The sequence below is a fragment of the Frigoribacterium sp. VKM Ac-2530 genome (assembly GCF_015350835.1).
In the GTDB taxonomy this organism is placed as follows: domain Bacteria; phylum Actinomycetota; class Actinomycetes; order Actinomycetales; family Microbacteriaceae; genus Frigoribacterium.
Genome location: NZ_JADKSE010000002.1, coordinates 1,252,246 through 1,273,381 on the forward strand (window position 1 = coordinate 1,252,246; position 21,136 = coordinate 1,273,381).

The 21,136-nt window shown below is 73.9% G+C and carries 24 protein-coding genes; 14 read left to right on the plus strand and 10 right to left on the minus strand.

The genetic code is table 11. The annotated features are described in order from the left end of the window. Positions 1-15: 15 nt before the first annotated feature. The 3 genes from murQ to ITJ48_RS14900 all read right to left on the minus strand — a co-directional run bounded on the left by murQ (position 16) and on the right by ITJ48_RS14900 (position 2,625). Positions 16-924 (minus strand): N-acetylmuramic acid 6-phosphate etherase, encoded by a 909-nt coding sequence (murQ, locus tag ITJ48_RS14890; RefSeq protein WP_194614240.1) that lies wholly within the window; start codon positions 922-924, stop codon positions 16-18. 8 nt (positions 925-932) lie between these two features. After that, positions 933-1,868 (minus strand): MurR/RpiR family transcriptional regulator, encoded by a 936-nt coding sequence (locus tag ITJ48_RS14895; protein WP_194614241.1) that lies wholly within the window; start codon positions 1,866-1,868, stop codon positions 933-935. 136 nt (positions 1,869-2,004) lie between these two features. Next, positions 2,005-2,625 (minus strand): superoxide dismutase, encoded by a 621-nt coding sequence (locus tag ITJ48_RS14900; RefSeq protein ID WP_194614242.1) that lies wholly within the window; start codon positions 2,623-2,625, stop codon positions 2,005-2,007. A gap of 136 nt (positions 2,626-2,761) precedes the next feature. Between ITJ48_RS14900 and ITJ48_RS14905 the strand changes: the two genes are divergently transcribed. The 4 genes from ITJ48_RS14905 to ITJ48_RS14920 all read left to right on the plus strand — a co-directional run bounded on the left by ITJ48_RS14905 (position 2,762) and on the right by ITJ48_RS14920 (position 5,871). Next, positions 2,762-3,709, plus strand: coding sequence for a hypothetical protein (locus ITJ48_RS14905; RefSeq protein ID WP_194614243.1), 948 nt, complete (start codon positions 2,762-2,764; stop codon positions 3,707-3,709). An 85-nt stretch (positions 3,710-3,794) separates the two neighbouring features. After that, positions 3,795-4,271: a hypothetical protein gene (locus ITJ48_RS14910; RefSeq protein ID WP_194614244.1), complete on the plus strand. Its 477-nt coding sequence runs from the start codon at positions 3,795-3,797 to the stop codon at positions 4,269-4,271. A gap of 80 nt (positions 4,272-4,351) precedes the next feature. Further along, positions 4,352-4,930 carry a molybdopterin-dependent oxidoreductase gene (locus ITJ48_RS14915; protein WP_194614245.1) on the plus strand — a complete coding sequence of 193 codons (579 nt, stop codon included), beginning with the start codon at positions 4,352-4,354 and terminating at the stop codon, positions 4,928-4,930. Then, positions 4,927-5,871, plus strand: a complete 945-nt coding sequence (locus ITJ48_RS14920) for an FAD-binding oxidoreductase (RefSeq protein WP_370544949.1) — start codon at positions 4,927-4,929, stop codon at positions 5,869-5,871. The genes ITJ48_RS14915 and ITJ48_RS14920 overlap by 4 nt, the downstream gene beginning before the upstream one ends. 131 nt (positions 5,872-6,002) lie before the next feature. On the opposite strand, the gene ITJ48_RS14925 is transcribed toward ITJ48_RS14920, so the two are convergent. Continuing rightward, entirely contained in the window at positions 6,003-6,722 is a 720-nt protein-coding gene (locus ITJ48_RS14925) for an SDR family oxidoreductase (RefSeq protein ID WP_194614518.1), read from the minus strand. Between the two features lie 152 nt (positions 6,723-6,874). Here ITJ48_RS14925 and ITJ48_RS14930 point away from each other — a divergent pair, with 152 nt between their 5' ends. After that, positions 6,875-7,273 carry a MerR family transcriptional regulator gene (locus tag ITJ48_RS14930; RefSeq protein WP_194614246.1) on the plus strand — a complete coding sequence of 133 codons (399 nt, stop codon included), beginning with the start codon at positions 6,875-6,877 and terminating at the stop codon, positions 7,271-7,273. Positions 7,274-7,418: 145 nt separating this feature from the next. Here ITJ48_RS14930 and ITJ48_RS14935 read toward each other — a convergent pair whose 3' ends face one another. Further along, a complete protein-coding gene (locus tag ITJ48_RS14935) occupies positions 7,419-7,766 on the minus strand; it encodes a hypothetical protein (RefSeq protein WP_194614247.1) in 348 nt (115 codons plus the stop codon). 231 nt (positions 7,767-7,997) lie between these two features. Here ITJ48_RS14935 and ITJ48_RS14940 point away from each other — a divergent pair, with 231 nt between their 5' ends. The 3 genes from ITJ48_RS14940 to ITJ48_RS14950 all read left to right on the plus strand — a co-directional run bounded on the left by ITJ48_RS14940 (position 7,998) and on the right by ITJ48_RS14950 (position 11,895). Beyond that, positions 7,998-8,456, plus strand: a complete 459-nt coding sequence (locus ITJ48_RS14940; protein ID WP_192042920.1) for a DUF3817 domain-containing protein — start codon at positions 7,998-8,000, stop codon at positions 8,454-8,456. A gap of 95 nt (positions 8,457-8,551) precedes the next feature. Continuing rightward, entirely contained in the window at positions 8,552-10,792 is a 2,241-nt protein-coding gene (locus tag ITJ48_RS14945) for a heavy metal translocating P-type ATPase (protein ID WP_194614248.1), read from the plus strand. 239 nt (positions 10,793-11,031) lie between these two features. Next, positions 11,032-11,895 (plus strand): tryptophan-rich sensory protein, encoded by an 864-nt coding sequence (locus ITJ48_RS14950; protein WP_194614249.1) that lies wholly within the window; start codon positions 11,032-11,034, stop codon positions 11,893-11,895. A gap of 104 nt (positions 11,896-11,999) precedes the next feature. Here the strand turns inward: ITJ48_RS14950 and ITJ48_RS14955 are convergent, their stop codons facing one another. Further along, positions 12,000-13,037, minus strand: a complete 1,038-nt coding sequence (locus ITJ48_RS14955; protein WP_192170254.1) for an aldo/keto reductase — start codon at positions 13,035-13,037, stop codon at positions 12,000-12,002. Between the two features lie 273 nt (positions 13,038-13,310). On the opposite strand from ITJ48_RS14955, the gene ITJ48_RS14960 reads away from it, so the two are divergent. Together ITJ48_RS14960 and aroC are read left to right on the plus strand one after the other, a co-directional pair. After that, a complete protein-coding gene (locus ITJ48_RS14960; RefSeq protein ID WP_194614250.1) occupies positions 13,311-14,330 on the plus strand; it encodes a helix-turn-helix transcriptional regulator in 1,020 nt (339 codons plus the stop codon). 309 nt (positions 14,331-14,639) lie between these two features. Continuing rightward, on the plus strand, positions 14,640-15,725 hold the full coding sequence (gene aroC / locus ITJ48_RS14965; RefSeq protein WP_194614251.1) for a chorismate synthase: 1,086 nt from the start codon (positions 14,640-14,642) through the stop codon (positions 15,723-15,725). Between the two features lie 69 nt (positions 15,726-15,794). Here aroC and dcd read toward each other — a convergent pair whose 3' ends face one another. Then, positions 15,795-16,382 (minus strand): dCTP deaminase, encoded by a 588-nt coding sequence (gene dcd, locus ITJ48_RS14970; protein ID WP_123548404.1) that lies wholly within the window; start codon positions 16,380-16,382, stop codon positions 15,795-15,797. 44 nt (positions 16,383-16,426) lie between these two features. On the opposite strand from dcd, the gene ITJ48_RS14975 reads away from it, so the two are divergent. Beyond that, positions 16,427-17,407 (plus strand): NAD(P)H-quinone oxidoreductase, encoded by a 981-nt coding sequence (locus tag ITJ48_RS14975; RefSeq protein WP_194614252.1) that lies wholly within the window; start codon positions 16,427-16,429, stop codon positions 17,405-17,407. A gap of 116 nt (positions 17,408-17,523) precedes the next feature. Here the strand turns inward: ITJ48_RS14975 and ITJ48_RS14980 are convergent, their stop codons facing one another. Further along, entirely contained in the window at positions 17,524-17,982 is a 459-nt protein-coding gene (locus ITJ48_RS14980; protein WP_194614253.1) for an Asp23/Gls24 family envelope stress response protein, read from the minus strand. Positions 17,983-18,111: 129 nt separating this feature from the next. Between ITJ48_RS14980 and ITJ48_RS14985 the strand changes: the two genes are divergently transcribed. From ITJ48_RS14985 to ITJ48_RS14995, 3 genes are read left to right on the plus strand one after another with little or no spacing between them, the layout of a single operon-like run. After that, positions 18,112-18,669, plus strand: coding sequence for an RNA polymerase sigma factor (locus tag ITJ48_RS14985; RefSeq protein ID WP_194614254.1), 558 nt, complete (start codon positions 18,112-18,114; stop codon positions 18,667-18,669). Beyond that, positions 18,666-19,298: an Asp23/Gls24 family envelope stress response protein gene (locus ITJ48_RS14990; RefSeq protein ID WP_194614255.1), complete on the plus strand. Its 633-nt coding sequence runs from the start codon at positions 18,666-18,668 to the stop codon at positions 19,296-19,298. The genes ITJ48_RS14985 and ITJ48_RS14990 overlap by 4 nt, the downstream gene beginning before the upstream one ends. Beyond that, positions 19,298-19,762 (plus strand): hypothetical protein, encoded by a 465-nt coding sequence (locus ITJ48_RS14995; RefSeq protein ID WP_194614256.1) that lies wholly within the window; start codon positions 19,298-19,300, stop codon positions 19,760-19,762. Before ITJ48_RS14990 ends, ITJ48_RS14995 begins: the two co-directional genes overlap by 1 nt. Before the next feature lie 145 nt (positions 19,763-19,907). Here the strand turns inward: ITJ48_RS14995 and ITJ48_RS15000 are convergent, their stop codons facing one another. Continuing rightward, a complete protein-coding gene (locus tag ITJ48_RS15000; RefSeq protein WP_194614257.1) occupies positions 19,908-20,828 on the minus strand; it encodes an NAD(P)-dependent oxidoreductase in 921 nt (306 codons plus the stop codon). Between the two features lie 119 nt (positions 20,829-20,947). Then, on the minus strand, positions 20,948-21,121 hold the full coding sequence (locus ITJ48_RS15005; protein ID WP_123548416.1) for a CsbD family protein: 174 nt from the start codon (positions 21,119-21,121) through the stop codon (positions 20,948-20,950). Between the last annotated feature and the right edge of the window lie 15 nt (positions 21,122-21,136).

Genomic DNA, 21,136 nt, shown 5'->3' on the forward strand with positions numbered 1-21,136 from the left:
GTGAGGGATGGACGGTCAGGAGAGGACGGCGCGGAGCGATCCGTCGGCGGCGTCGAGGCGGTCGCGGGCGGATGCCGCGGAGAGGCCGGTGAGGAGGACGGCGATCGCCGTCTTGACCTCGCCGGACGCGTCGTGCAGGGCGGCGTCGACGTCGGCGTCCGATGCGCCGGTCACGTCCTGCACGAGCGAGAACGATCGGGCGGCGAGCTTGGCGTTCGTCGCGCGGACGTCGACCATGCGGTTGCCGAACGTCTTGTGACGGCGGAGCATCGCGAGCGTCGTCAGCATGTTCAGGACGAGCTTCTGCGCCGTGCCCGCCTTGAGCCGCGTCGACCCGGCGATGAACTCCGGCCCGGTGACGACGTCGATCGCGATGTCGGCGATCCGTCCCGCAGCCGAGCCCGCGTTGTTCGTGACCGCGACGGACGCGGCGGAGCGGCGCCGTGCCTCCCGGAGGGCGGAGAGCACGTACGGCGTCCTGCCGGAGGCGCTGATCCCGACCACGACGTCACGCGAGGTCAGGCCGAGCGCGTCGAGGTCGCGGACCGCGGCCGACTCGTCGTCCTCGGCGCCCTCGACGGCGGTGGTGATGGCGGGCGTGCCGCCGGCGATCACGCCGACCACCATGCCCGGGTCGGTCCCGAAGGTGGGCGGGCACTCGCTGGCGTCGAGGATGCCGAGCCGGCCCGGCGTGCCGGCGCCGACGTAGAGGAGCCGGCCGCCGGCCGCGAACGCGTCCGCGATGCGGTCCGCCGCCTCCGCGACGGCCGGGAGGCACGGCTCGAGCGCGACGGGGACGCCGCGGTCCGCGGCGTTCATGCGCCGCGCGGCCTCGAGGGTCGGGACGAGGTCGATGTCGTCGAGGCTCGCGTCCGTCGCCTCGGTGGTCAGGGTCGCGAGTTCCTCGCGGAGGTCGTGGGTCATCGTGGTGCTCAGTTCCGGTGGTGGGTGCGGACGGCGTCGCGGCTGCGCGCCAGGAGGGGACGGGAGCGTGCCTCGGTGCGCTGGGCGACGACGACGAAGAGCGCGTCGACGATGGCGAGCTGGCTCATGCGGCTGCCCATCGCCGCGGGGCGGAGGTCGCTCTCCGCGCCGGCCACGCCGAGCAGGACCTCGTCGGCGTCGCGGGTGAGGGCGGTGTCGCGGTGCCCGGTGATCGCGGCGACGGCCGCACCGCGGGCGACGGCCTGCCGGGCGACCTCGAGCACCTCGGTCGTCGTGCCGGAGTGGCTGACGAGGACGACGACGTCCTCGCCGCCCACCACGCTCGCCAGGGTCAGTGCGTTGTGCGGGTCGTCGGCGATCGAGCTCGCGATGCCGATGCGCTCGAGCTTGAGGTGCAGGTCACGCGCGACGAGACCGCTCGCGCCGACGCCGTAGAGGACGACGCGGCGGGCGTGCTCGATGGCCTCGGCGACGCGCGCGAGGGCGTCCGGGTCGAGCGCCGCCCGGGTGTCGGTCATCACGGCGCGGACGTCCTCGGTGATCTTCGCGATGACCGTCGCCACGTCGTCGTCGACGCGCACGCCGGCGTGGATCTCCTGGTGCGCACGGGCGTGCTCGTGTATGCCCCGCTCGACGGCGCGGGTCATGCTCCGCTGGAGCTCGGCGTAGCTCGCGAAGCCCAGGTGCCGGACGAACCGCGACACCGTGGCGGGGCTGACGTCGGCGCGGGCCGCGAGGTCGGCAGCGCTGCCGTCGACGGTGGCGTGCGGGTCGTCGAGCACCGTGTCCGCGATCGCGCGCATGCTCGCCGGCATCGTGACGGACTGGCTGCGGACGAGCGCGAAGGCGTCAGCGCGGTCGGGGCGTGCCGACGTGGGGGTGCGGCCGGGATCCGTCGAGGTCGTCCGCGTCGTCGTGGGCATGCAGGCCATGAAAGCGTATTTCACGAGGAACCGCTAGACGTGAAAGCACATTGCTTCATCCGCACGGCGCGGGATGCACGAAGGAGGCGCGGTGCAGGAGATCCCGCACCGCGCCTCCTCCGAGGGCAGGCTGCTGCTAGAAGGTCAGCAGGCCCTGGGTCTTGCTGGTCGCGGCGGCGTAGCGCTGGCCGACGTTGTCCCAGTTCACGATGTTCCAGAAGGCCTTGACGTAGTCGGCGCGCACGTTCTGGTAGTCGAGGTAGTAGGCGTGCTCCCAGACGTCGAGCATCAGCAGCGGGACGAGGCCGAACGGCACGTTGCCCTGCTGGTCGAAGAGCTGGAAGACGCTGAGGCGCTGACCGATCACGTCCCAGGCGAGCACCGACCAGCCGGAGCCCTGCACGCCGAGCGCGGTGGCGGTGAAGTGGGCCTTGAACTTCTCGAGGTCGCCGAAGTCGCGGCCGATGGCCTCGAGCAGGTCGCCGGTGGGCTCGCCGGTCTCGGGGGTGAGGTTCGTCCAGAAGATCGAGTGGTTGACGTGGCCGCCGAGGTTGAAGGCCAGGTCCTTCTCGAGCTTGTTCACGTTCGCCAGGTTGCCGGTCTCACGGGCCTCGGCGAGGGCGGCGTTGGCCGTGTTCGCGCCGGTGACGTAGGTGTTGTGGTGCTTGGAGTGGTGCAGCTCCATGATCGTCGCGCTGATGTGCGGCGCGAGGGCGCTGTAGTCGTAGGGGAGATCGGGGAGGGTGTACTCAGCCATGTGGGAGTCCTTTCGCAGTTGACCTCCGTCCACCGTACGACTCCCGTGGGGTGCTGTGTCGAGCAACTCCCAGCAGGGACGCAGCCTCGCGGGCTGATGTCCGGCTGAGCGTGCAGAGTCTGCAACGATCTGGACCGTGCACGTGCCGATCACCCGAGTCGAGGTCTTCGAGGCCGCCCGTCGACGGCAGCTGCCGATCAACGTGCCCCTCGACCCGTGGCGCTCCGCCCTGCGGCGTGAGCTCGGCACGCAGCGCTTCGCGCGATGGTTCACCCTCGCCCTGTTCGGCGTGCTGCCCGCGGTGCTGGCCGTGGGCATCGTCGTCACGAGCGCTTCGCTGTCGCGTGCGCTCGGGGACCTCGTCCCGCTCGTGCTGTTCTGGTCGATCGCCGCCGTCGTCGTCCGCCTGACGGGTCGGCGTCGCCGGGGCATGCGGGCCCTGCTGACGGTGCTCGACCACCCGCCCGTCGAGAGGCCGCGCGACGAGGGACGCCTGACGGACCAGGAGCGGCACCTGATCCGCAGCCTGCCCGAGCCGATCGCCGCCGCCGACTTCCTCTTCTGGTTCGGCGCCCGCGACGGACGCGACCTCGGGCTCGAGCTGCTGCACGAGGTCGTGCTGTCGCGGGCCGAGGACGACCTGTGGGCCGCGCTGCGGGTCTGCTTCGTCTTCGGGCTCGACGGCGACCACGTGCCGTTGCTCGCCCGTCTCTGGGACGGCGACTGGCACGAGGAGCACCTCGACGTCGTCACGGCGCTGGGCGAGACGGGGGCGGCCTCTGCGGTGCCGGTGCTGCTCGGCGTCGTCGACGACGTCCCGCGGCACCTCGAGGGGCCGGACGCCTGGCGCGTGCCCGTCGCCGTGGTCGACGCGCTGGGCATGCTCGACGTCCAGGGCGACGGCGACCTCGACGGCGGTGCCGACGTCGGCGACGCGCGCGAGCTGGCGCTCGCCGAGCTGACGGGGCACGTCGACCGCGTCGTCGCCGGGTACGCCTGGGTCCGCCTGGTCGACCTGCACCCCGACTGGTGGCAGCAGATGGTGGACGAGGGCTCCGAGGCCGACCGGGCCCCCGCCTCCTGAGGCTCGCCTGCTCCTGGGCTCGCCTCGACCGCGGTCGGGCACGGAGGAGGCGCGCGGCCGTGGACGGCCCTGGCACCATGGGTGCATGGCCGAGACGACCCGCCCCCGACGACCCGCCGCCCCCCGCCTCGCCCTCGTGGCGGTCGCGGCGACCTTCCTCCTGGGCGCGTGCGCGCAGGCCGGGCCGGGCGACGCACCCGGCGCGGGGGCGGCGCCGACCGGGTCGTCGACCCCGTCGGTGCCGGTGGACGGCGGCGCCGGCACGGACGACGGCGCCGCCGAGGGCGGCCCCTCGGTGGCCTGGCTCGACGAGGGGACGTCGTTCTCCCTGACGCTCTTCGGCAGCTCGACCTGCCCGCCCGCCGTCGAGTCGGTCGAGGCGGCCCGTGCCGACGCTGTGACCGTCCGGCTCGCGCCTGCCGACCCGGGCATGTGCACGATGGACTACGTGCCGGCCGTGTCCGAGCACGAGCTCCCCGCCGGCGTGGACGGTCGCCCCGTCACGGTCGACGTCGTCCCCGCGGAGGAGGGCGCCGAGCCCGTCTCCCTCGAGCTGCCGTAGGGCCTGAGCCGCCGACCGTTCGTCCCGACCAGGTGTCGGTCGGGGCGGCTAGCCTGGCGTCGACCACGAGGAGGCGCACCATGGCAGGTTTCACGGGCTTCGGCCGACGTCGCGAGGCCGACCCGCGCCTCCCGCCGGGGCAGCACCTCGAGAAGGGGTTCCCGGTGCTGTCGGCCGGCCCGACCCCGAACATCAAGCGGTGGGAGCTGCAGCTCGGCACCGAGCAGGGCAGCCGCTCGCTCAGCTGGGCTGACTTCCAGGCGCTGCCGCACGAGCAGATCGAGACCGACATCCACTGCGTCACGAGCTGGTCGAAGCTCGGCACGCACTGGTCGGGCGTCTCGCTCGACACCCTCTTCGACGGCCTCGACACCACGCACGAGTACGCGATGACGACCAGCTACGGCGGCTACACGACGAACCTGCCGCTCAGCGAGCTGCTCGGCGGCAAGGCGTGGGTCGTCGACACCTACGAGGGCGAGCCCCTGGGGTCGGAGCACGGCGGCCCGGCCCGTCTCTTCGTGCCCGGCCTCTACTTCTGGAAGAGCGCGAAGTGGGTGCAGGGCATCCAGACGATGGCCTCCGACCGCCGCGGCTTCTGGGAGAGCATGGGCTACCACGCGCTCGGCGACCCCTGGCGCGAGCAGCGCTACGCGTGAGCTCGCCCGACGACGGGGTGCCTGCCTCCTCGCCCGAGTCGCTGCCCGCGGACCCCTTCCGGTGGATGCCGGCGACGATCGTCGCCGCGGCGGGGCAGACCCCGACCGGGCGCTCGATCGTGCTCGAGGTGCCGGGGTTGCGACCGGCCCGGGCCGGGCAGCACGTCGACGTCCGGCTCACCGCGGACGACGGCTACCAGGCCGTCCGCTCGTACTCGTTGTCGGACGTCACGCGGTCGGACGTCTCGCTGTCGGACGTGCGGGCGAGCCCAGGAGGCGCGGGTCGGGCACCGCAGATCGAGCTCACGGTCGAGGAGCTCCCCGACGGCGAGGTCTCGCCGTACCTCGTCTCGGCGGCCGAGGTCGGCGACCCGGTCGAGGTGCGCGGCCCGATCGGCGGCTGGTTCGTCTGGCCGCCGACCGAGTTCGACCCCGACTCGGCGGTGCACGCCGTGCTGCCCGAGCCGGACGGGGCACCGGCACCGGGTCGCTCGCCGGTGCAGCTGATCGGGGGAGGGTCGGGCATCGCCCCGCTCGTCGCGATGGTGCGCGCCCGGGCTGCGGGGGCTGGTGCTGCTGACGCTGATGCTGCCGCGCCCGGCGCGGCCGGCGCGGCCGGGCCGCCGCCGATGCGGCTGCTCTGTTCGGTCCGGACGCCGGCCGACCGCTGGTTCGGCGACGAGCTGGCGGCGCTCGCCGAGGAGTCGGCGGGCGAGGTGCGGGTCGACTGGGTCTTCACTCGCGAGGCTCCCGCCGGGTCGACCCGCGCCTCCGGCAGGCTCACGCGTGACGAGCTGCTCGACCTCGTGCTGCCCGCGTCCGCGCACCCGCTCGTCTACGTCTGCGGCACGAACTCGTTCGTCGAGACCGTCGCCGGCTGGCTGGTCGACGCCGGGCACGACCCGACCCGCGTCCGCACGGAGCGCTTCGGCGGCGTCTGACCCGCCCGCACCGCCCGCGCCTCCCTCGAGTGGTCCGAAGTGGTCGCTCCCGGCTCGATCGAGGACACTTCGTGACCACTCGGCGCGGGGCCGGCCGACGGGCCGGCCGACGGGCCGGCCGAGAGGGCAGCTCAGCCGAGCAGCTCGCGCATCTTCGCGTAGAACTCGGCCGGGTCGCCGGCGAGCGACGCCTTCACCATCGCGCTCCAGTCGTCGACGACGACCTCGATCGCACCGGCGGCGAGGCCGTCGAACGAGCTGCGGGGCACGTCGCGCGGGTCGATCTTGGGTCCGTCGTAGTTCGCCGTGATGTCGGTGTCCGCGGCCCCGAGCATCACGCCCTGCACGAGCGTCCCCTGGGCGGCGAGCTCGAGCCGGACGGCGTTGGTCATGTTCCACTCGGCGGCCTTGGCGGCGGCGTAGGCCCCGCTGCCGGGGGCGGCGAACCACGAGAGGGCGGAGAGGACGTTGACGATCGCACCGCCCCCGTTGGCCGCGAGCACGGGGGCGAACTCGCGGATGACGTCGAGGGTGCCCCAGTAGTGCGTGTCCATCTCGCGGCGGGCGTCGACGAGGTCGCCGGTGATCAGCGACGCGCCGGTCGCGATGCCGGCGTTGTCGACGAGCACGGTCACGTCGTGGGCCGCGGCGGCGGCGGCCACCACGGAGGCGTGGTCGGTGAGGTCGAGCTGCAGCGGCACGACCCGAGGGTCGGCGAAGTCGAGGGTCTCGGTCCGGCGAGCCGTGGCCCAGACCTTGGCGGCTCCGCGCTCGAGCGCCTCGAGGACGAACTGGCGGCCGATGCCGCGGTTGGCCCCGGTCACGAGGACGGTCTGGCCGGTGATGTCGATGTTCATGCGTGGAGTCTTCCTGGTCGTGGACGGTCGGCCGGGCAGTCTCGGCTGGCCCGGCCTCGGCTACGCTAGGACTTCACGTTGACGTCAAGGGCAAGTCCGACACGCGGACCAGGCAGAGACGCCTTCCAAGAAGCACAGGGGCACGGATGCGCATCGGCGAGGTGGCAGAGCGAGCGGGCGTCAGCACCCGCGCGCTGCGGTACTACGAAGAGCAGGGCCTACTCGAGTCCGACCGCACGAGCAGCGGCCAGCGCAGCTACGCGGAGGCGGCCGTCGAGCGGGTGCAGCTGATCCAGCAGTTCTTCACGGCGGGGCTCCCGAGCCGCACGATCCTGCAGCTGCTGCCCTGCGTCGACTCCGGCACGAGCTCTCCCGAGGTCTTCGCCGTGCTCGAGGCCGAGCGTCGGCGCATCACCGCGGCGATGGCCGACCTCGCCGCTGCGCGCGACGCCCTCGACCGCATGGTCGAGATCGCGCGGCACCCGACCCCCGAGCACTGCCCGGCGCTGCGCGAGCCCGCCGAGCCTGCCCGCGACGCGGCCTGACCTGCCCCGCCTGACCGGTCCCGGTGTTCACGGCCGGCCGGCGCATCGAGTGGTCAGTTCCGGCCCTCCCGAGCGGCGTCGACGACCGTTGCTGACCACTCGTTCCTGCGTGTGCGACGTCGCCCCGAAGGAGGCGCGGGTCGCGTCAGGCGCGCGGGTCGCCCTCGTCGAGCCACGACGGCGGCGAGGGCCGCGGGTGCCGGAGCGTCTGCACGACGCCGATCAGGCAGACGACGAACACGACCGCGACCAGCACCAGGAACACGATGCCGAACGGCGTGGGCGCCTCGCCGCGGCCGAGCGAGACGGCGGCCGTGACCAGGTGCAGGAACAGCGGGAACGCGAGCACGCCCCAGAGGAACGGCGACCCGCGGAAGGTCGGCCACTGCGGGCGCAGCCTGCCTCGCGACCGACCGTCGGCGGCAGGGCGCGTCGCACCGGGGCGCTCGTGTCGATCGTGCGGGCGGTGCTGCTCGGCGTCGTGGTCGCTCATGGAGTGCCCTTCGTGGTCGTCGTCGATCCGTCCACCGTACGCCGCGCCTCCCCCGCCCCTCGGGCCGGGTCGAGAGGCCTCGGATCGACGTCCGGAGGTGCTCTGAGGTCGATCCGGGGCCTCTCGCGGTCGCGGGGACGGGCGGCGGTGCAGGCGCTGCACCGGGGGAGGTGGCGTCCAGGGCGGTGCTGCGACCATGGAGGCCCACCGACCCCCTCACCAGGAGCCGCCATGTCGCCCCGTGCCCTCTTCCGCTCGTTCGCCGTCGCCGAGGTCGTGACCTGGGCCCTGCTGATCGGCGGGATGCTGCTGAAGTACGTCGCGAAGGTGGGCGACTGGCCCGTCAGCGTCGCAGGGCCGATCCACGGGTTCGTGTTCCTCGCCTACCTCGTCGCGGGAGTCGTCGTCGCCGTGAACCAGCGCTGGTCGCCGGGGGTGACCGTGCTCGCCCTCGCGAGCGCCGTCGTGCCGTTCGCCTCGCTGCCCGTCGAGCGCTGGATCGACCGCCGCGGCGGGCTCGACGGCGACTGGCGGCGCGAGGCGACCGGCGACCCGCGCGACCGCCGGCCGCTCGACCGCCTCCTCCGCTGGGTGCTCGGGCACCTCGCGCTCGCGGTCGTGCTGCTGCTCGCGGCCGTCGTGGTCGTCTTCGTGCTGCTGCTGATCGTCGGCCCGCCCGTCGGCGGCTGATCCGTCAGGGGGCTGACAGCGAGGGGGCTGACGGTCGAGGAGGCGGTCGCCCTGAGACCTGGACCTCTCGCGTGATACCCCCCTAGGGTATGGGGATGAGCACCCCGCACGACCACCACGCCCCCGTCGACGACGAGCAGGTCGGCGCCGACCACTCCGGACTCGCGACGGCCGACCACGGCCAGGCGGCCGCGGCCGTCGGCACGGGGCATGCCGGCCACGACGCGCACGCCGGCAACGACGCGCACGCCGGGCACGACCCGCACGCGGGCCACGACGCGCACGCCGGGCACCACGGCCACGGTGGTCACGGAGGCCACGGCGACCACGCCGCGCAGTTCCGCGACAAGTTCTGGGTCAGCCTCGTCGTCGCCGTGCCGGTGGTCGCCTTCAGCTCGATGTTCGCCGGGCTGCTCGGCTACGACGTCCCGTCGTTCCCCGGCTCCGAGTGGATCTCGCCGGTGCTCGGCACGTTCCTCTTCGCGTGGGGCGGCTGGCCGTTCCTCAGCGGAGGCGTCGCGGAGGCCCGGGCGAAGCAGCCGGGCATGATGCTCCTCATCGCGATGGCCATCACCGTGGCGTTCGTCGCGAGCTGGGCGACGACGCTCGGCATCGGCGGCCTCGACCTCGACTTCTGGTGGGAGCTCGCCCTCCTCGTCGTCATCATGCTGCTCGGGCACTGGATCGAGATGCGGGCCCTGGGCGCCGCCTCCGGCGCCCTCGACGCGCTCGCCGCGCTGCTGCCCGACACGGCCGACCGCGTAGACGGCGGCGCCGGAACGGACGCGGGCGCCGGCCCCGGCACCGGCGCGACGACCGAGGTGGCGCTCGCCGACCTCGTCGCGGGCGACGTCGTGCTCGTGCGCTCGGGCGCCCGTGTGCCCGCCGACGGCGTCGTCGTCGACGGCTCCGCCGAGATGGACGAGTCGATGGTCACGGGCGAGTCCCGGACCGTCGCGCGCGGCGAGGGCGACCGCGTCGTGGCGGGCACCGTCGCGACCGACGGCGCCCTGAGGGTCCGGGTCACCGCGGTCGGCGACGACACGGCCCTCGCGGGCATCCGGCGGCTCGTCGCCGAGGCCCAGGCCTCGTCGTCGCGCGCCCAGGCGCTCGCCGACCGCGCCGCCGCCCTGCTCTTCTGGTTCGCCTCGGGTGCCGGGGTGGTCACCTTCGTCGTGTGGCTCCTCCTCGGCGACCTCGACCAGGCGATCACGCGCACCGTGACCGTGCTCGTCATCGCCTGCCCGCACGCCCTCGGGCTCGCCATCCCGTTGGTGATCGCGATCTCGACCGAGCGCGCCGCCCGGGCGGGCGTCCTCGTCAAGGACCGCCTCGCCCTCGAGCGCATGCGGACCGTCGACACCGTCCTGTTCGACAAGACCGGCACCCTCACGAAGGGCGAGCCCGGCGTGACGGACGTGGCCACCGCCTCCTCGTCCGGGGGGCTGACGGGCGATGAGGCCCTGCGCCTCGCCGCGGCCGCCGAGCGCGACAGCGAGCACCCGGTCGCCCGGGCGCTGGTGCGTGCCGCGGACGCAGCGACGTCGGCTGCCCCGCAGGAGGCGCGGGTCGAGTCGTTCCGCTCGCTCACCGGCAGCGGCGTCTCGGCCCGGGTCGACGGGGTCGACGTCGCCGTCGGGGGTCCCGGACTGCTCCGCGACCTGGCGCTCGAGGCGCCCGCCGACCTCGAGGCGGCGACCGAGCCGTGGCGCGGCGACGGCGCGGCCGTGCTGTGGCTCGTGCGCTCGGGCAGCGTCGTGGCGGCCTTCGCGCTGCGTGACGAGGTCCGGCCCGAGTCCGCCGAGGCGGTGCGCCGGCTGCACGACGCCGGGGTGCGCGTCGCGATGGTGACGGGCGACGCCCGGCAGGTCGCGGACTCCGTCGCGCGCGAGCTCGGCATCGACGAGGTCTTCGCCGAGGTGCGCCCGGACGAGAAGGACGCCCGCGTCGCCGAGCTGCAGCAGCGCGGCCAGCGCGTGGCGATGGTGGGCGACGGCGTCAACGACGCCCCCGCGCTGGCCCGGGCCGACGTGGGGATCGCGATCGGCGCGGGCACCGACGTCGCCGTCGAGTCGGCCGGCGTCGTGCTGGCCTCGAGCGACCCGCGCGCGGTGCTCTCGGTCATCTCGTTGTCCCGAGTCGGCTACCGCAAGATGATCCAGAACCTGGTCTGGGGCGCGGGCTACAACGTGCTCTCGGTGCCGCTGGCCGCGGGCGTGCTCGCTCCGGTCGGCTTCGTGCTCTCCCCGGCCGCCGGGGCCGTGCTCATGAGCCTGTCGACGGTGATCGTGGCGCTGAACGCGCAGCTCCTCCGCCGCTGGCGCCCCGCCGCCTGAGCGCCGCGCCTCCTCGTCCCCCTGAGCGCATCTCCGCGCCTCCTCGCTCGGTGTGAGCCGCAAATGCCGACCGAGGTCGCTCCAAAAGGCGAGAATCCGGGGGTTGTGAGGCTGTTCGGGCGTTCACGGTCGGCATTTGCGGACACGAGGCTGCCGAGGGCCCGGGCGCAGGAGGGGCGGGCTGGGAGATCGCTGATGATTCAGTTGCTAAGAGATCGGGCGGGGATAGCGTCGGCGGCATGAGCACAGCAGCGACCCGTCCCGCCACCGCCACGGCACCTCCCGCGTCCGCCGACGTCGTCCGCCAGGTCGTCGTCGTCGTGGGCGCCGTGCTCGCGATCGTCCTGGCCGCGGTCGGCTCGGGGGCCTTCGGCGGCACCTCCGTCTCGGGTGCCTCCGGCGGCGCGCTCAGCGCCGACGCGACGCCGATCGCCCCGGCGACGACGGCCTTCTCGATCTGGTCCGTCATCTACGCCGGCCTCGTCGCCTACGCCGTCTACCAGGCGCTGCCCGGCCAGCGGGCCGTCGACCGACACCGCCGCCTCGGCTACTGGGTCGCCGCCTCCATGCTGCTCAACGCGGCCTGGTTGTTCGCCGCCGTGCAGCTCGGCCAGGTATGGCTCAGCGTCGTCGTGATCGTCGCGCTGCTCGCCGTCCTGGTCCGCATCTTCCTGCTCGTCGTGCGCACCCCCACCCGCAGCTGGGTCGACGCCGTCGTCACCGACGGGACGATGGGCCTCTACCTCGGCTGGGTGTCGGTCGCGACGGCCGCCAACGTCGCCGCGGCCCTCGTCGAGTCCGGCTTCGACGGGTTCGGGCTGCCGAGCGGGCTCTGGTCGACGATCGTCCTCGCGGTCGCCGGGCTCTCGGGCGTCGCGGTCGCCGTCGTCGGGCGAGGTCGGATCGCCCCGATGCTCTCGCTGGTCTGGGGCCTGGCGTGGGTCGCCGTCGGCCGGTTCTCGGGGCAGCCGCTCGACACCGCCGCGGGGGTCACCGCGCTGGTCGCCGCCGCCGTCGTGCTGGTCGTCGTGGTGGTGCTGCGGGTGCGCGCCGAGCGGAGCGGCTCGGCCCTCGCTCCCGGGGAGCCGACGCGCGCCTCCTAGAGGCCGCGTCTCTCCGCCAGAACGACGAACCGACGTGGTCGCCCACGTCGGTTCGTCGTTCTCGCGTCGCTCAGGCGCCAGCGCCGCTCAGGCGCCAGCGCGGCTCAGCGGCCGCCGGTGAGCTTGCGGTCGCGCTGCGCGACGCCCGCGGTCCCGTACGGGTAGTCGTCGACGCGCGGGCTGCTCGACGCGTCGAGGCGGGCCAGCTCGTCGTCGGTGAGCAGCTTCGCGAGGTCGGAGGCGCCGAGGTTGTCGTCGAGCTGCGCGACCGTGCGCGCGCCCAGGATGACCGAGGTCACGGCCGGCTGCCGCAGCAGCCACGCGAGCGACACCTGCGACGAGGAGGCGCCGTGCGCGTCCGCGACGGAGGCGACGGCCTCGATGGCCGACCAGGTCCGCTCGTCGCCGTTGCGCGCCTCCCACGCCTCCATGCCGCGCTTCGGGTCCTCTCCCAGACGGGTCGCGCCGGTGGGCGCCTCGTCGCGGCGGTACTTGCCGCTCAGCCAGCCGCCGGCGAGGGGCGACCACGGCAGCAGGCCGATACCAGCGTCGAGCGATGCGGGGACGATCTCGTGCTCGATGTCGCGGACCAGCAGGTTGTACTGCGGCTGCAGCGTGACGGGCGGCGCGAAGCCGAGCGCCTGCGCCCGGGCGACGGCCTTCGTCAGCTGCCAGCCGAGGTAGTTCGAGAAGCCGTAGTAGCCGATCTTGCCCGCGGTGATCGCGTCGTCGAGGAACCGCAGCGTCTCGTCGATCGGGGTGAAGGAGTCCCAGGCGTGCATCTGGTAGAGGTCGACGTGCTCCACGCCGAGCCGGCTGAGCGACGCGTCGAGCGCCGTCGCGAGGTGCCGGCGCGAGAGGCCGACGTCGTTGGGGCCGTCCCCCATCGGGAACCGCCCCTTCGTCGCGAGCACGACCTGCGCCGCCTCCGTGGGGTGCGCGGCGAGCCAGCGCCCGATGATCTCCTCCGAGGTCCCCGCCGAGTACACGTCGGCGGTGTCGACGAGCGTGCCGCCGGCCGCGACGAACGCGTCGAGGATCTGGTGAGAGGTGGTCTCGTCGGCTTCTGCGCCGAACGTCATGGTGCCCAGTGTCAGCTCCGACACGGAGGCACCGCTGTTCCCGAGGGTCCTGTAGTCCATGCCCCGACGCTACGCCGCGAGCTCGGGGCCGTGCCCGAGGAGGCGGTGCCCCCGTGCCCGAGGAGGCGCGGGCCGGAGCCCCGAGGAGGCGCCGGCCCGGCACCCCGGCCACGTTCGATACCGGGCGGTCGGGTGAGAGTCGCCCGAGTCGAGCCTGAGAGGTAGCATCACGGGAATCGGTGGATCAGGCCGATGCGACCCGAGGTGCGTCGACCACCGACCTCGTCGCCCACGGGAGCACCTCGTGCTCCGCTGCACCGCCTGGAGGGGCGCATGGCGAGTCCCCCGACGGCGAGTGCCTGGACCCGCACCGGTGCCCGCCGTACGGACTTCGACGATCCTCGGGTCCGCGGCGTCGAGACGAGCGACCCCGCGGTCGCCCACTCGATCATCAGCCGCATCTACCGCCTCCGTCACCTCACGCCCGCGGGCGGCCCGGACTTCAGCTTCGGCCGGGTCGTGTCGGGCGACGACCGCTTCGCGATGGGCCAGATCCACTACCGGGGCCAGCTGCACGCGGTCAGCGAGCCGCTGCCCGAGTTCTTCTGCATCAGCCGCGTGATGGCCGGGCGGTACGGGCTGTCGGACGGCACCGCCGAGCTGCGGGCGCAGGCCGGCGACCGATTCGTGTTCCCCAGCGACCGCGTCAAGGAGCACCACTGGGACGACATGCACCTCGGCCAGGTCATGCTCGACCGGGCCGCCGTCGAGCGCGAGCTCACCGGGCTGTCGCTCGCGACGCCGCCCGGGGGCCTGCAGACCCTCGCGATGGAGCCCGTCTCGGAGGCCCTGGGCGAGCACTGGGGCAGCACGACCCGGCACGTGCTCGACGGGGTCCTCTCGAACGACGCCGCGATGGCGAGCCCGCTCGTGCGGGCGGCCGCGTTCCGCTCCCTCGTGACGGCGTTCGTCGAGGCCTTCGACACGAACGTGGTGGGGACGGGTCGGTCCTCCGACGCCGGGGCGCTGCCGTCGACGGTCCGTCGGGCGCTCGCGTTCGTCGAGGAGCACGCCCACGACGACATCGGCGTCGTCGAGATCGCGGAGGCGGCCCGCCTGACCCCGAGGGGGCTGCAGCTGGCGTTCCGTCGCCACCTCGACACCACCCCGATGGCGTCCCTGCGCGCGGCGCGCCTGCGCGGCGCCCACGGCGACCTCGTGCTCGGCGACCCCACGCTCGGGCACACGGTGGCCGGGATCGCACTGAGCTGGGGTTTCGCCAACCCCGGGCGGTTCGCCGCGCTCTACTCGACGCAGTTCGGCCGGACTCCCCGCGAGACCCTCGAGTCCTGAGGCCTGCCCCTCAGCCCCCTGGGCGCCGGCCCCCTGGGGGAGGCGGCCGTCGCGGTCCCGATCCTGCGCCTCCTTCGCTCCGTGTCCTCTGCCTTCGTTTCGTGACCACCTGGTGGCCACGAGGGCCTGACACGACGCAGAATGAGAGTGCCTCGCGATTTGGGTTCAGGATCGCGAGTCGTCACGCAGCTCGCCCAGGGACGTCGGGTCCCGTTCGCGGCTGCGAGGGGTGCGGGTGAGGGCGTCGGGTCCCCGCCCGCACCCCCTTCTCGTTCCGCCGTCCCGGCCCGCGGGCCGTAAGGTCGTCCCATGTCTGGCAGCACCTTCGGTGAACTCTTCCGCGTCACGAACTTCGGCGAGTCGCACGGCGTCGCCATCGGCTGCGTCATCGACGGGTGCCCTCCGGGCCTCTCCCTGAGCGAGGCCGACATCCAGGTCGAGCTCGACCGCCGCCGCCCGGGCACCTCGCGCCACGTCACGCAGCGCCGGGAGCCCGACGCCGTCGAGATCCTGTCCGGCGTCTACGAGGGCCAGACCACGGGCACGCCGATCGCCCTCATGATCCGGAACGTCGACCAGCGCAGCAAGGACTACGGCAACATCCTCGACACGTTCCGCCCCGGCCACGCCGACTACACGTACTGGCGCAAGTACGGCGTGCGCGATCCTCGCGGCGGCGGCCGCTCGTCCGCCCGGCTCACCGCGCCGATGGTCGCCGCGGGTGCCGTCGCGCGCAAGTGGCTGCAGGAGCAGGGCGGCATCTCGTTCACCGGCTGGATGAGCCAGCTCGACGACATCGCCGTCCCGTTCACCGACGAGTCGCAGATCGCGCAGAACCCGTTCTTCGCCCCCGACGCCGCGATCGTGCCGCGGCTCGAGGAGCGCATGGACGAGCTGCGCCGTGCCGGCGACTCGTGCGGCGCGCGCATCGACGTGGTCGCCCGCAACGTGCCCGCGGGCCTCGGCGAGCCCCTGTTCTCCAAGCTCGACGCGGACATCGCCGCCGCGATGATGGGCATCAACGCCGTCAAGGGCGTCGAGATCGGGGCGGGCTTCGACAGCGTCTCGCAGCGCGGCAGCGAGCACGGCGACGCCCTGACCGCCGACGGCTTCGAGACCAACGACGCGGGCGGCGTGCTCGGCGGGATCTCGACCGGGCAGGACTTGAGGGTCTCGGTCGCGATCAAGCCGACGAGCTCGATCAGGACGCCCCAGCGCTCGATCGACCGCGAGGGCAACGAGACGAGCGTCGAGACCTTCGGGCGGCACGACCCCTGCGTGGGCATCCGCGCGACGCCGATCGTGGAGGCGATGCTCGCCCTGGTCGTGATGGACCACGTGCTCGCGTTCCGGGCCCAGATCGGGCCGGTGCCCTTCACGCCTCCCGGGGCCTGATGGGCGCTGCTCGGCCGAGCGCGCTGCTCGGCCGAGCCGCGCCTCCTGCAGGGCTGAGCCCTTCGCGGCTCAGTCGCGCGCGGACACGTCCGTGTGGACGAAGTTCGTCGCCGAGCGGCTCGCGGTCGGTCCGCGCTGGCCCTGGTACCGCGAGCCGTACTCGCCCGAGCCGTAGGGGTGGTCGGCCGGCGAGCTGAGGCGGAAGAAGCAGAGCTGCCCGATCTTCATGCCCGGCCAGAGCTTGATCGGGAGCGTCGCCACGTTCGACAGCTCGAGGGTGACGTGCCCGGTGAAGCCGGGGTCGATGAAGCCGGCCGTCGAGTGCGTCAGCAGGCCGAGGCGGCCGAGCGAGCTCTTGCCCTCGAGGCGGGCGGCGACGTCGTCGGGCAGCGTGACGCGCTCGTAGGTGCTGCCCAGGACGAACTCGCCCGGGTGCAGGATGAACGGCTCGTCGGCGGGCGTCTCGACCAGTCGCGTCAGCTCGGGCTGCTCGGCGGCAGGGTCGATGAACGGGTACTTGTGGTTGTCGAACAGCCGGAACAGACGGTCGAGCCGCACGTCGATGCTCGACGGCTGGATCAGCGAGGAGTCGTAGGGATCGAGGCCGATGCGCCCGGCGTCGAGCTCGAGCTTGATGTCGTGGTCGGAGAGCAGCACGCAGGCAAGACTAGGTGGTCAGGCGGGAGGGGGAGGATGGGGGCATGCGCGCCGTCACCGTCCCCGTTCCCGGAGGGCCCTCCGCCCTCGTCGTCAGCGAAGTCCCCGAGCCCGTCGCCGGTCCCCACGAGGTCGTGATCGACGTCGCCGCGGCGGGCGTGAACCGTGCCGACGTCTCGCAGCGCGAGGGGCACTACCCGTCGCCGGACGGGGCGCCCGCGTGGCCGGGGCTCGAGGTGAGCGGCACCGTCGTGAGCGTGGGCAGCGAGGTGACGGGCGCCTCCCTGGGCGACTACGTCCTGGCGCTGCTGTCCGGCGGCGGCTACGCCGACCGCGTGGCCGTCGACGAGGGCCTGTTGCTGCCCTACGCGAAGGGCCTCGACCTGGTCGAGGCGGCCGGGCTGCCCGAGGCGCTCGCGACCGTGTGGTCGAACGTCTTCATGTCGGCCGGGCTGCAGCCGGGCGAGACCCTGCTCGTGCACGGCGGGTCGAGCGGCGTCGGGTCGATCGCGATCCAGCTCGCCGCGGCACTCGGCTCCACCGTCTACGCGACCGCCGGCTCGGCCGAGAAGACGGCGTTCTGCGAGCAGCTCGGCGCGGCCCGCGGCATCGACTACAAGCAGGAGGACTTCGTCGAGGTCGTGCACGAGCTGACCGACGGGCGCGGCGTCGACGTCGTGCTCGACCTCGTCGGCGGCGACTACCTGGCGCGCGACGTCGAGGCGGTGGCCCCCGGCGGTCGCGTCATGGTGATCGCGACGCAGGGCGGCACGTCCGCGACGATCGACGTGGGGCGCCTGATGGCCAAGCGCGCCCGCATCTGGGGCACGACCCTGCGTGCCCGTCCGCTCGAGGAGCGCCGCGCGATCATGGCCGAGGTGCGCGAGCACGTCTGGCCGCTCGTCGCCGCCGGCACCGTGCGTCCGGTGCTCGACAGCGTCTACCCGCTCGAGTTCGCCGCGACCGCCCACAAGCGGATGGAGTCGGGGCAGCACCTCGGCAAGATCGTGCTCGCGGTGCGCTGAGGACCGCGCGCCCTGCCGACACGCTGAGGAGGTGCGGTGCAGGCAGACCTGCACCGCACCTCCTCGACGTGGTCGCGTCGCCGGTCGCGTCGCTGGTGCGCCGCCGGCGCGTCGGCTCAGCGGACGCGGGCGTCCGACTGGTCGTCGTCCTCGTCGTCGTCGCCGGGGATGTGCACGTCGGTGACGGACACGTTGACCTCGGCGACGTCCATGCCGACGAGCTGCTCGATGGCGGCCGCGACGGACTCACGGACCTCGTCGGCGACCTTGCTGATGGCGACGGGGTACTCGACGACGATCGTGACGTCGGCGGCGACCTGGGTCTCGCCGACCTCGACGCGGACGCCCTGGCCGAGGTCCGTGCTGCCGACGACGTCGCGGAGGGCGCCGAACGCCCGCGCGGCCCCGCCGCCGAGGGCGTGCACGCCGGGCACCTCACGGGCGGCGATGCCCGCGACCTTGGCGATGACGGCGTCGGCGACCACCGTGCGGCCGGGCGTGGGGCCGTCGGTCGCGAGGCCGGTCGGGGTCGGGGTCGTGGCGGCGGCGGGCGTGGTCTGCGTGGTGTCGGCCATGGTGGCTCCGTTCTGCGTGAGTCTGGTGTAGTCATGATGGGACGCACCCCGCGACCCGATCGTCACGGAACTCGTCGAAGTCGTTCCACCAGCACGCCCTCACCGGGGCCGCCGCGCAGAGGAGGCAGCATGCCGATCGACCTCTCGGACGCCGCCGACGGCACGCTCGCGTCCCGTGCCGCGGAGGGCGACGAACGGGCCTTCGAGGTGCTGCTGCGACGCCACCTCGGCCTGATGACGGCGTACGCGACGCGGCTCACCTCGTCCCGGGCCGACGCCTCCGACGCGGTGCAGGAGGCGTCGATCACCATCTGGCGGGAGCTGCCGGGCCTGCAGACACCCGACGCCGTCCGCGGCTGGATGATGACGATCGTGTCGCGCAAGGCGTTCGACCTGATCCGTCGTCGCCGTCCCGCCGCCGACGTCGACGACCTGGAGGTGCCGTCGACCGACGGCGCCCACGACGACCCCGAACGCCGGGCGCAGTCGTCCGACGCGATGGTCGCGCTGCGCCAGGCGCTCGACCGGCTGCCTGCCGCCCAGCGCCGCGTCTGGGCCATGCGCGAGGTCGGCGGCGAGTCGTACGCTGACATCGCGGAGCGGACCGGTTCGTCCGTGACCGCCGTGAGGGGCCAGCTCGCCCGTGCCCGAGAGTCCCTGACCCGAGAGATGGAGGCCTGGCGATGAGTGACCCGACGCCCTTCTCGCCTGCCGCGCAGCCCGCCGAGAGCCCCCGTGAGAGCTCGGAGCCGGACGTCGACTCGGTCTCGACCGAGCGGCTCGCCGACTACCTCGACTCCGGCCGTGAGCCGTACGACCCGCTCATCGAGGACGACCCCGAGTGCCTCGCGCAGCTCCTCGCGCTCGAGCGGCTGCGGGCGCTGTCGTCCGAGCTCGTCGAGAGCGACGTCGCGACGGCTCCCGCGCCCGACCCGTCGTGGATCGCCGGCGTCATGGACCGCGTGCGCCTCGAGTCGCGCACCGGCCGCGACATCCCCCTGGCCTCGCCCGACGCGCGCAGCACGGTGCACATCACCGAGGGCGCCGTCCGCTCGCTCGTCCGCGAGGCCGGCGACTCGGTGCCCGGCGCCGTCGTGGTCTCGTGCGGGCTCGCGGGCGACGTGGGCATCGCGGACGCGCCGATCCGCGTCGACGTGGCGATCAGCGTCGTCTACGGCGCCGACCTGCGGAGCGTGGCCGACCTCGTCCGCGAGGCCGTGGCCCGGGCGCTCACCCGCCAGACCGAGATCGTCGTCGAGGCGCTCGACGTGACCGTGCGCGACGTGCACCTCGGTGCCCGAGAGGCAGGACTGTGATGGACGAGGCGACGAGGGACGACGCGACGACCGACGCGGAGGCGCCCGTCGCCTCCCCGGGACAGGCGCGGCTCGACGACCTCGCGCTCGAGCTCGGGGCGCTCGCCGCCGAGACGGACGGCGTCGCCCGGGTGCAGGCCCGGCCCGGCGCCGTCGAGATCGCCCGCCAGGCGCTCGACGGACTCGCGGCAGCGGTCGCCAGCGTGACCGCCCGCGTGGGCACGGGTGCCGGCGGTGCCGACGCATCTGACTCTGCGACGCAGCCTGCGGGGCGCTCGCAGCCCCTGGTGACGCTGGTCGTGACCGACGACGAGACCCGGGTGGTGCTCGACCTCGCCGTGGACGAGGCCGCCTCGGGGCCGGCCGTGGCCCGCGACGTCGCGGCGCGCCTCCTCGTGCACCTCGCGGAGCAGCAGCTGCCCGACCCCACGGTCGACGTGCGGATCGTGGGCGTCGCCTCCTAGCCTGCCGGCGGCCCGGCGGCCCGTCGGCCCGTCGGGGCACGAGCGTCGGCACCCGCCGAACCCGCGTGCACCCGCCGGACCCGCGCGGACCCTCGTGCGCACCCAGGGGTGTGCGCGGGTCCCGAGGGTGTCGACGAGTCGGCCGTCAGCGGGTCATGCGGTCGAGCGAGAAGGCCGCCGAGGCGAAGGGTCCGCCCTGCGGGCCGGCGACGGTGCCCGTCTCCGTCGGCGCGACGCCCTCGGGAGACGGCTCGGGGAGGGGGCCGTCGGCCGCCACGGAGGCGTCGTCCTGCGGGCGGAAGCCGACGGCCTCGCCCGCGGCGAGGTCCCACCACCCCTCGGCATTGGCGGACACCGCGTAGAACACGGCCGCGTGGACATCGGTCGTCATGGCGGCGACGAACGCGCGCACGGCGTCCGGGCGGCTGAGCCAGGTGTGCAGGTGCCGGGTGTCCTCCGGCGCCTCGCCGTAGCTGCCGATGCGGAGCGCGATCGTGCTCAGGCCGAACTTGTCGGAGTACAGGCGGCAGAGGGCCTCGCCGGCGACCTTCGAGACGCCGTAGAACCCGTCGGGGCGGGGCGTCATGCCGACGTCGACGGTCGTGTCGGTGTCGTACGCGCCGGTGAGCCGGTTGCTGCTCGCGAAGACCACGCGGCCGACGCCTGCCCGTCGCGCGGCCTCGAGCACGTGGTACGTGCCGACCACGTTGACCGTCGCCAGGTCGTGGAAGTCGGCCTCGTCGCTGAGGCCGCCGAGGTGGACGACCCCGACGCAGCCCGTGAGGAGCTCGGTCAGGGCCTCCAGGTCGGCGACGTCGACGACCTCACGGCGCTCGGGGGCGGCGGCTGCGGCGTCAGGGTCGGCACCGGAGACGGAAGCGGCGTCGGCAGCCGCGCCGGGGGCGCCGGCGACCGGCGGCACCTCGACGACGTCGGTCGAGACGAGCTCGACCCCGAGCTCGTGCAGCGCGGAGCGGAGGTGCACCCCGATCCGCCCGGCGGCCCCGGTCACGGCCCATCGGGCTCCTCGCAGGCGGGCGGCATCGGGCTCGGCGTGGTCGCTCATGCCCCCACCGTAGAGCCGACCCCCGACCCCGAGCCCGACCCCGGACAGCAGTCGAGCCCGGCACCTGTGCAGGTGCCGGGCTCGGACTGGAGGGCGCGACGTGTCGACGCCCGGGTGGATCAGTGCTGGTCGCCGTCCTTGGCGCGCTCGGTGGCGAGACGGTCCTCGCTCATCGACTTGTCCTTCTGGCCCTGAGCGGTGAGCTCGGCGTCGTCGGTCTTCTTGCCGACGGCCTCCTCCACGTGTCCGGCTGCCTTCTGCACTGCGTCCTTGGCCTTGTCTCCGATGGACATGCGGTTCCTCCTCCT